Annotated in this window: 9 protein-coding genes; 5 read left to right on the plus strand and 4 right to left on the minus strand. The window is 65.5% G+C overall.

The annotated features are described in order from the left end of the window. Nucleotides 1-35 precede the first annotated feature (35 nt). The 4 genes from L0977_RS25045 to ahpC all read right to left on the minus strand — a co-directional run bounded on the left by L0977_RS25045 (nucleotide 36) and on the right by ahpC (nucleotide 3,828). A complete protein-coding gene (locus tag L0977_RS25045) occupies nucleotides 36-866 on the minus strand; it encodes a VC_2705 family sodium/solute symporter (protein WP_234267648.1) in 831 nt (276 codons plus the stop codon). 19 nt (nucleotides 867-885) lie between these two features. After that, nucleotides 886-1,146, minus strand: coding sequence for a DUF4212 domain-containing protein (locus L0977_RS25050; RefSeq protein ID WP_234267649.1), 261 nt, complete (start codon nucleotides 1,144-1,146; stop codon nucleotides 886-888). A 308-nt stretch (nucleotides 1,147-1,454) separates the two neighbouring features. Beyond that, nucleotides 1,455-3,035, minus strand: a complete 1,581-nt coding sequence (gene ahpF / locus L0977_RS25055) for an alkyl hydroperoxide reductase subunit F (RefSeq protein WP_234267650.1) — start codon at nucleotides 3,033-3,035, stop codon at nucleotides 1,455-1,457. 229 nt (nucleotides 3,036-3,264) lie between these two features. Beyond that, complete coding sequence (ahpC, locus tag L0977_RS25060) at nucleotides 3,265-3,828, minus strand: alkyl hydroperoxide reductase subunit C (protein ID WP_234267651.1); 564 nt, start codon at nucleotides 3,826-3,828, stop codon at nucleotides 3,265-3,267. A 266-nt stretch (nucleotides 3,829-4,094) separates the two neighbouring features. Between ahpC and L0977_RS25065 the strand changes: the two genes are divergently transcribed. The 5 genes from L0977_RS25065 to L0977_RS25085 all read left to right on the plus strand — a co-directional run. After that, on the plus strand, nucleotides 4,095-6,356 hold the full coding sequence (locus L0977_RS25065; protein WP_234267652.1) for a TonB-dependent receptor: 2,262 nt from the start codon (nucleotides 4,095-4,097) through the stop codon (nucleotides 6,354-6,356). Between the two features lie 7 nt (nucleotides 6,357-6,363). Beyond that, nucleotides 6,364-7,053, plus strand: a complete 690-nt coding sequence (locus L0977_RS25070; protein ID WP_234267653.1) for a Fe2+-dependent dioxygenase — start codon at nucleotides 6,364-6,366, stop codon at nucleotides 7,051-7,053. Then, nucleotides 7,050-8,165 (plus strand): alpha-hydroxy acid oxidase, encoded by a 1,116-nt coding sequence (locus tag L0977_RS25075; RefSeq protein WP_234267654.1) that lies wholly within the window; start codon nucleotides 7,050-7,052, stop codon nucleotides 8,163-8,165. The genes L0977_RS25070 and L0977_RS25075 overlap by 4 nt, the downstream gene beginning before the upstream one ends. 232 nt (nucleotides 8,166-8,397) lie before the next feature. Then, nucleotides 8,398-9,111 (plus strand): energy transducer TonB, encoded by a 714-nt coding sequence (locus L0977_RS25080; protein ID WP_234267655.1) that lies wholly within the window; start codon nucleotides 8,398-8,400, stop codon nucleotides 9,109-9,111. A 44-nt stretch (nucleotides 9,112-9,155) separates the two neighbouring features. Further along, a partial coding sequence (locus tag L0977_RS25085) for a MotA/TolQ/ExbB proton channel family protein (RefSeq protein WP_234267656.1) occupies nucleotides 9,156-9,618 on the plus strand: 463 nt, incomplete at its 3' end.

Raw genomic sequence — 9,618 nt, forward strand, 5'->3', positions numbered from 1 at the left:
GCTGACCAACACAAGGCACCACCGCCGCCCAAGAACTACGGAGCGGACATTTCAACACTCATCCGCATGATCGAGGCAGGAGAGCTTTGATCCCGTTTCAACCCACTTTTACGAATAGCCAACATGTTCAGCATCGAACCGGCCGAGCTGGTGGTGTACTGGCTGAAGCCGAGGTCCTTGACCACCTGGTCGAGCTTGGCCAGCAACGCCACGTCGGTGCCGGCCAGGTCGGAACCCAGGCCCAACTGGGGCAGGAAGTTGCCGGTCAGGTTCAGCGAAATGAAGATCGCCGGAATGATGTAGGCCAGAATCAGCACGATGTACTGGGCCACCTGGGTGTAGGTGATGCCCTTCATGCCGCCGAACACCGCGTAGAAGAACACGATGGCCTGGCCGATGTAGATGCCGGTTTCGCTCGACACCCCCAGGAAGCGCGAGAAGGTCACGCCCACGCCGGTCATCTGACCGATGATGTAGGTGGTGGAAGCCACCAGCAGGCAGACCACGGCGGTGGTGCGGGCCATTTGCGAGTAGTAGCGGTCACCGATGAACTGGGGCACGGTGAACTTGCCGAACTTGCGCAGGTACGGCGCCAGCAGGCAGGCCAGCAGCACGTAGCCGCCGGTCCAGCCCATCAGGAACACGGCACCGCCGTAGCCCATGTTGGAGATCAGGCCAGCCATCGAGATGAAGGATGCGGCCGACATCCAGTCGGCCGCCGTGGCCATGCCGTTGGTCACGGGGTGCACGCCACCGCCAGCGACGTAGAACTCGGAAGTACTTCCGGCACGCGCCCAGAAGGCGATGCCGATGTAGATCGCAAAGGTGATACCCACCACAAGGTAGGTCAGGGTTTGAAGTTCCATGGTGCGATAGCCCTCTTGATCAGTCTTCTTGCATGCCGAACTTGCGGTCGATGTCGCCCATCTTCTTGGCGTACCAGAAGATCAGCGCAATGAACACATAGATCGATCCCTGTTGGGCAAACCAGAAGCCGACGGGATAGCCGCCCAGCTTGATGCCGTTGAGCGCATCGGCAAACAGAATGCCTGCGCCATAGGACACGACGAACCAGATGACCAGAACCTTGGTCAGCAAGCCCAGCGTCGCGGACCAGTAGGCCTTCGCGTTGTTGTCGCCTGACATGATGTGTCTCCTCTCAGTGTGGCTGATTGAACAGCGGGAATACCCGCCACCGTTTGCACGCCGGGGACCGTCTTCTGGGTCGTTGTCTGCGGTCCTCACAGCGTTACGGGCGCGACTCTGAGAAGCCAGGCTTACAGAAAAATTGCACCACCGCGCCCCTTAGGCCGCTTTAAGGGAAAGCCCCTAGCAAACGCCCGCACACCTGACGCGAAACTTTCACTGCGGTCCGCACCGTGTCGGCACAGGCACAAAAAAAGGCCCTGGAATCCAGGGCCTTCGGGCGGTCGGGAGAATCGATTCTGCAGCGTTCAGGCCACCGCTTCGGCCATCGCCACGGGCTGCCGGATCAGGTGATCGAAGGCGCTGAGCGCCGCCTTGGCGCCTTCTCCTGCGGCGATCACGATCTGCTTGTACGGCACCGTGGTGCAGTCGCCGGCGGCGAACACACCGGCCACATTGGTGTGGCCCTTGGCGTCGACCACGATCTCACCGAAGCGGCTGAGCTCCACCGTGCCCTTGAGGAACTCGGTGTTGGGCACGAGACCGATCTGCACAAACACGCCAGCCAGCGGCACGGTGTGCTCCTCGCCCGTGGCGCGGTCCTTGTACTTCAGGCCAGTGACCTTGCTGCCATCACCGGTGATCTCGGTGGTCTGCGCATTCACGTGAATCTCCACGTTCGGCAGGCTCTTGAGCTTGCTCACCAGCACGGCATCGGCCTTGAGCTGGTCGGCGAATTCGATCAGCGTCACGTGCTCGACCACCCCGGCCAAATCAATGGCCGCTTCCACGCCGGAATTGCCGCCACCGATGACCGACACGCGCTTGCCCTTGAACAGCGGGCCGTCGCAGTGCGGGCAGTAGGCCACGCCCTTGTTCTTGTATTCCTGCTCGCCCGGCACGTTGACATTGCGCCAGCGCGCACCGGTGGACAGGATCACGCTGCGCGCCTTGAGCACGCCACCATGGGCCAGTTGCACCTGCACCAGGCCACCGGGCTCTTCGGCCGGAATCAGCTTCTCGGCGCGTTGCAGGTTCATCACGTCGACTTCGTAGTGGCGCACCTGGGCTTCGAGCGCGGCGGCGAACTTCGGGCCGTCGGTTTCCAGCACCGAGATGTAGTTCTCGATCGACATGGTGTCGTTGACCTGGCCGCCCATCCGCTCGGCAGCCACGCCCACGCGGATGCCCTTGCGGGCCGCGTACACGGCGGCCGCTGCGCCGGCCGGGCCACCGCCGACCACCAGCACGTCGTAGGCGTCCTTGGCGTTGAGCTTGGCGGCTTCGCGCTCGCCAGACTTGGTGTCCAGCTTGGCAACGATTTCTTCCACAGTCATGCGGCCGGAAGCAAACACCTCGCCATTGAGGAACACCATGGGTACGGCCATGATCTGGCGCGATTCGACCTCGGCCTGGAAGGCACCGCCTTCGATCACCACGGTCTGGATCTTCGGGTTGACGATGGTCATCAGCGACAACGCCTGCACCACGTCCGGGCAGTTGTGGCAGGTCAAGGACATGTAGACCTCGAAGCGGAAGTCGCCATCGAGCGACTTGATCGAGTCGATCACCTCCTGTTCGACCTTGGGCGGATGGCCGCCGGTCCACAGCAGGGCCAGCACCAGCGAGGTGAATTCGTGGCCCAGCGGCAGGCCGGCAAAGCGCACGCCGGTGGTCTCACCCTGGCGGGCCACCACGAAGGACGGCTTGCGGGCATCGGTGCCCGATTCGTCGAAGGTGACCTTGCCCGACAGGCTGGCGATGTCCTGCAGCAGGCCGCGCGTGTCGCGCGCGGTTTCGCTGTCGTCCAGCGAAGCGATCAGGTGGATCGGCTGGCGCAGCATGCCCAGATAGGTCTGGAGCTGGGTCTTCATCGTGTCGTCGAGCATGGTGAACTCCTTGAAAGGAAATAAGGTGCTGCGGAAGGCCGCTGGTGCATGGGCCTGCGAACAAGCCCATGAGGCAGCGGAACTGCCAGGCAAGCGGAAAGAAATCCTTCACCGAGGGGCACCGTGGAACCGGCTTGGCCGGGCCACAGGTGCCGTCCCGCCTCCCAGCGGCGCAAGCCGCGCCAGGGAGGGGGGAAGCCGCGTCAGCGGCGCAGGGGGAAGATCAGAATCAGATCTTGCCGACCAGTTCCAGCGACGGAGCGATGGTCTTGGCGCCTTCCTTCCACTTGGCCGGGCACACCTGGCCGGGGTTGGCGGCGGTGTACTGGGCAGCCTTCAGCTTGCGCAGGGTTTCACCGACGTCGCGGGCGATTTCGTTGGAATGCACTTCCATCGTCTTGATCACGCCTTCGGGGTTGATGATGAAGGTGCCGCGCAGCGCCAGACCTTCTTCAGGGATGTGCACGCCGAAAGCGTTGGTCAGCACGTGGGTGGGGTCGCCGACCAGGGGGAACTTGGCCTTGCCCACGGCGGGGGAGGTTTCGTGCCAGACCTTGTGCGAGAAGTGGGTGTCGGTGGTGACGATGTAGACCTCGGCACCGGCCTTCTGAAATTCGGCGTAGTTGTCGGCAGCGTCTTCCACTTCGGTCGGGCAGTTGAAGGTGAAGGCGGCCGGCATGAAGATCAGCACGGACCACTTGCCCTTGAGGCTTTCGTCAGAGACTTCGATGAACTTGCCGTTGTGGAAAGCCTGGGTCTTGAAGGGCTGGACTTGGGTATTGATCAGGGACATGGTGTTTCCTTGCTTGGTGGATGAAACGGGTGTTGGGAAGCGCTGAAACGCTGCAACGGGGTCAATCATAGCCGATATCTATCAATTGCAAAAATTGATAGTCACTATGAGGCCCATAGATTTTTGCTGCCATGCAACAGCGCAAGCTCATTGCATCACATTTCATTGCGAATAGTTTGTATTAGCTTTACATTTTGAGCGCCCCAGCCAGCCACCACGCCTTGCGTTGCAGCCAGCCATGTCCCCGCTCCTTCCACACTGCAACCATGTCCAGACACCCCCAAAAACGCCGCGCCACCGGCGCCGCCCTCACCCCCCGCGTGGAAACGCCGTCCTTGCCCAGCAGTGCCGTGGTGCTGCCCCTGGGCGCCATGCTGCTGGCCGGCTCGCTGAACGCCCTGGCGCAAACCACACCCAGCACCGACACCGTTCTGCGGACCGTGACGGTACGGGGCCAGGCTGACCCCGAGGAAATCCAGGGCAAAAGCACCCTGCGCGCCACCCAGACCACCATCGGCAAGGGGCAGCAGGCCTTGCGCGACATCCCGCAGACCGTCACCGTGATGACGGAAATGCTGATGGACGACCGCAACCTCGACGACTTCCGCGACGTGCTCAAGGCCACCGCGGGCGTCACCTTCCAGGCCGGCGAAACGGGCGAGGAAGACGTTCGCCTGCGGGGTTTCTCGCTCGGACAGGCCGGCGACATCTACGTCGACGGCATGCGCGACGCCCCCCTGATCGAGCGCGACACCTACAACCTCGACCGGGTCGAAGTGCTCAAGGGCTCGGCCTCCATGCTCTTCGGCAAGGGTTCGACCGGCGGGGTGGTCAACCAGGTCAGCAAACAGCCGTTCCTGATGGACCGCCATGAGGTGAACACCACCATTGGCACCGGCAAAGAGGTGCGGCTGACCGGCGACTTCAACATCAAGACCGGGGATGACGCCGCCCTGCGCATCAATGCCCTGGTCCACGACGCCGACAACAAGGGCATGTCGGTCGACAAGAAAGGCATCGCACCCACCTACCGCTGGGGCATCGGGCTCAAGGACGAGTTCTCGGTCGGCCTGTACCACCTGGAGACCGACAGCACGCCGCTGTACAACCACCCGTGGTTCCTGGCCGACGGCGCCATCGTGCCGTCGCTGCCGGCCGACCGCTACTACGGCCTGGCCAGCGACTATCTGCGCACCGAGACCACCTACCTGAACTTCAGCCACAAGCACCGCTTCGACCGCGACAGCGAACTCAAGACCACCGTGCGCCATGGCCGCTACGAGCGTGACCTCTGGGCCAGCGTGGTCCGGTTCGCACAGGGCACCACGATCGACAACCTCAATCCGGGCACGGTCATCAGCCGCACGCCCAAGGGCCGCATCGGCACGAGCGATCTGACCCAGGTGCAAAGCGACTTCACCAACAAGTTCGAACTGCTGGGCAAGAAGCACGACCTCGTGGCCGGTGTCGATCTCAGCATCGAGGACGCCAAGCGCAACAACAGCTATGCCGGCGAAGCCTCCGGCCTGACCACCACGGTCGGCAACCCCGACGACGGCGCCGTCAGTGGCGTGATGCGCCCCGCACCGGTGCTCAACCAGTTCAAGACCACCAACGTCGGCCTCTACGCGCAGGACACGCTCGCCGTGACCGACACCGTCAAGCTGGTCGGTGGGCTGCGTTACGACAACTTCACCTCCACCTACCTCACCAATGCCTGCGACCCCGTGCGCAAGCTCAAGATCGACGAAGGCCTGTGGAGCCCGCGCCTGGGCGTGCTGTTCCAGCCCAGCGAGCAGGCGTCCTACTACGCGTCCGTCGGCACGTCGTACAACACCTCCGGCGACACCTACGGCTACAGCATCAACGCCTGCGCCGATCCCGGCAGCGCCAACTCGAAGCTGACCAACACGCCGCCGGAAAAGAGCCGCAACGTCGAAATCGGTGGCAAGTTCGAGGTCTTCGACAACCGCGGCACGCTGGGCGTCGCCCTGTTCCGCAGCGAGAAGTACAACGAACGCAACACCGACACCGACACGGCCGCGAGCCAGATGCTGCTCTCCGGCAAGCGGCACGCCACCGGCATGGAGTTCAACTTCGCGGGTCGCATCACGCCCCGCTGGGAGCTGTTCTACAACCACACCTGGATCCCGAGTGCGCGCATCGACCAGAGCAACGTGGCCCTCAGCGCCACCGGCACCGGCGCCCAGGTCAAGGGCGATCGCCCGGGCCTGACCCCGAAACACAGCGCGAGCCTCTGGACCACCTACCTGGTGCTGCCGCAGCTGCGCCTGGGCATGGGCCTGAACTACCGCGGCGAGCAAAACCCCGAAGGGGCCCGCCACGTCACCGCCAAGGCCTTCACCACCGTGGACGCCATGGCCGAATACAGCTTCAGTGAGAACACCTCGGTCCGCCTGAACATCACGAACCTGACCGACAAGCTCTACGCGGATTCCCTGTACCGCGGTTTCTACGTGCCCGGCCAGGCCCGCAAGGTCCAGGTCACGCTCAAGACGCTGTTCTGACCACCCCATGCTGCTGCACCTCAAAGGCATCCTGACCCCAGCGGAACTGCAACAGGCCCGTGCGCTGTTGCAAGCACCGCAGGCACCCTGGATCGACGGGCGCAGCAGCGCGGGGGGCCAGGCTCTCGCCCAAAAGCACAACCACCAGTTGGCCCAGGACAGCCCCGCCGCCCAGACGCTGCGGGCGCTGGTCCTGGCCGCGGTTCAGCGCGATCCGCTGTTTTTCTCGGCCACGCTGCCGCGCAAGATCTTCAACCCCCTGTTCAACCGCTACGGGGGCAATGCCAATACCTACGGCCCGCATGTGGACGGCGCCATCCTGCACTCGCGCGCCGACCAGCAATGGGTGCGGACCGACATTTCGTGCACCCTCTTCCTGTCCGACCCGGACGAGTACGACGGCGGTGAACTGACCGTCAGCGACACCTACGGCACACGGGGCGTCAAGCTGCCGGCCGGCGATCTGGTGCTCTACCCGGGCACCAGCGTCCACCAAGTCACACCGGTCACGCGGGGCGCGCGACTCGCCTCGTTTTTCTGGATCGAGAGCCGCGTGCGCAGCGACGAGCAGCGGCGCCTGCTCTACGACCTGGACATGAACCTGCTGAAGCTGCGCCAGCGCGAAGGGGACAGCCCCGAAACCACCGCGCTGACCGGCACCTACCACAACCTCCTGCGCATGTGGGCAGACACATGAGCGAGCGCCCCCACGCAGCGGCGCCGCCAACGGCCGGCAATGTGTTCGACGGTCTGGTGTCGCTGGCCGACCACGAGGCCCGCGCCAGCCAGGTGCTGGACGCCCAGGCGCAGGCCTACTTCAACGGCGGTGCGGCCGACGAAATCACGCTGCGCGACAACGCAGCCGCGTGGCAGCGTCTCCGGCTGGCACCGCGTGTCCTGCAGCCCCTGAGCGGCGGGCACACCCGCCTGTCGCTGCTGGGGCGCACCCTGGCCCACCCGATCCTGGTCGCCCCGATGGCACATCAGCGCCTGGCCCATCCCCATGGCGAACTGGCCACGGCACTGGCCGCCGCCGCGCTGGGCGCTGGCATGGTGCTCAGCACCCAGGCCAATGTGCCCCTGGAGCAGGTCGCCCAGTTGGTGCTCGGCGACGCGGACCGGGGCCCGCTCTGGTTCCAGCTCTACATCCAGCCGGACCGGGCCTTCACCCAGGCCTTGGTGCGCCGGGTGGAGGCCGCAGGCTACGAGGCGCTGGTGCTGACCGTCGACGCCCCTGTCAGCGGTGCACGCGATCGCGAACGCCGCGCCGGTTTCCGCCTGCCTCCGGGGGTGGCAGCCGTCAATCTGGCGGGCATGGCGCCGGCCGCCACCCACCCCGGCTCCGTGCTCGACCACGCATCCGCGCACGCACTGACCTGGGCCGACGTGGACTGGCTGTGCGCCCACACGCGCCTGCCTGTGCTGCTCAAAGGCATCACGCACCCCGCCGATGCCCGAGAAGCCCTCGAACACGGGGTTGCCGGCATCGTGGTCTCCAACCATGGCGGCCGCACGCTGGACACGGTGGCACCGACCGCCGAACGCCTGCCCGCCGTGGTGGACGCGGTCCGGGGAGCGGTGCCCGTGCTCGTGGATGGCGGCATCCGACGCGGCACCGACGTGCTCAAGGCCATGGCCCTCGGGGCCTCCGCCGTTCTGCTCGGGCGACCGGTGATCCACGGGCTCGCCCACGGCGGCGCCCAGGGCGTGTCGCACGTCATCCGCCTGTTGCGCGACGAGCTGGAGATGGCCATGGCCCTGTGCGGCTGCCGGGATCTCGGCCAGGCCACCCCCGAACTGCTGGTCTGAGGAGCGTTCCTGGTGCGCCGGCACTCGCATCAATTTTCAACATGACCGCGAATGCGATGAATTCGCATTTATAATTGCATCCATCACGGTACCACTCTCGACGAAGGAGGACACGCATGTTGACCAGCCTGACCTTTCTCGGTGGCAGCCTCGCGCTGATAGTGGGTGCGCTGTGGTGGGTGCTGCGCACCTGATCTTCACCAACGACAGCCCCTGACCGCCTTCCGCCTTCATGACCCACGCCAGCGCCCCCTCATTGCCTCTGGTGCTTGAGCAGCCCCAGCCATCACTCTCCCCGCAGCACCGCCGCCTGTTCATCGTGGGCGTGGTCGTCGTGCTGCATGTGGGCGGGCTGTGGGCGCTGCAATCGGGGCTGCTGCGCCGCGCGGTGGAACTGGTCATCCCGGTTGAAGTGCTGGGCCAGGTCATCGAGGCGCCACGGCCCGAAGTGGCTCCCCCGCCCCCCGCCGAACCGCCGCCGAAACCCCAGCCGCAGCGTCGCGAACCCACGCCACCGCGTCCTCAGCCGCAGCCGCAGCCGGTGGCCAGCCCCGATCCGGCCCCCGACACAGCCCCGGTGGCGCCACCGCCGATGCCGGCACCGGTGGTGGCTGCGCCGCCCGCTCCGCCAGCGCCCCCGGCTCCGCCCGCGCCCCCCAAGATCGTGCTGCCTTCCGAGACGCCGGACTATCTCAGAAACCCGTTACCGACCTACCCGGCCCTGTCGCGGCGCATGCGGGAGGAAGGTGTGGTCAGGCTCCGCGTTTTCGTGGAGGTCGACGGCAGCCCCAGCCAAGTTCAAGTCAGCACCTCCAGCGGTTACCCCCGGCTTGACCAGGCGGCCCTGGAAACCGTCCGTCGCTGGAAGTTCCGGCCAGGTTCGGTGGACGGCGTGCCACAACCGCTCTCGGTGGTGGTGCCCCTGACCTTCAAGCTTGACGACTGACCGCCCGGCTTCCCGCTTTTTCTTTCCTCTCTAGATTGTTTGCCATGGACTCCAATTTCGCCTCCTCCGGCCTGGCCCACGTGTGGACCCAGGGCGATGCCGTCACGCGCTGCGTGGCCGCCGTGCTGCTGATCATGTCGCTGACCACCTGGGTCATCATCCTGCTCAAGGTGCTGGACCAGCGTGCCCAGCGCCGCCAGGCCCGCGCCTGCGAGAGCTTCTGGCACAGCGCCGACTTCGCCGAAGGCATGGACAAGCTCGGCGCGGAGCCCGGCAACCCCTTCCGCAACCTCGCCCTCGAAGGCCGCGAAGCCGCCCGCCACATCGTGCACAAGGAAGGCAGCGCGCCCCAGCTGCACGACAGCCTGGACGTCAGCGACTGGATTGAGCGCGGCCTGCGCCGCAGCCTGGACGACCACCTGGCGCGCGCCCAGGGCGGCCTCACGGTGCTCGCCTCCATCGCCTCCACCGCCCCCTTCGTGGGCCTGTTCGGCACCGTCTGGGGCA

It is taken from the genome of Hydrogenophaga sp. NFH-34 (assembly GCF_021401345.1).
Classification (GTDB): domain Bacteria; phylum Pseudomonadota; class Gammaproteobacteria; order Burkholderiales; family Burkholderiaceae_C; genus Hydrogenophaga; species Hydrogenophaga electricum.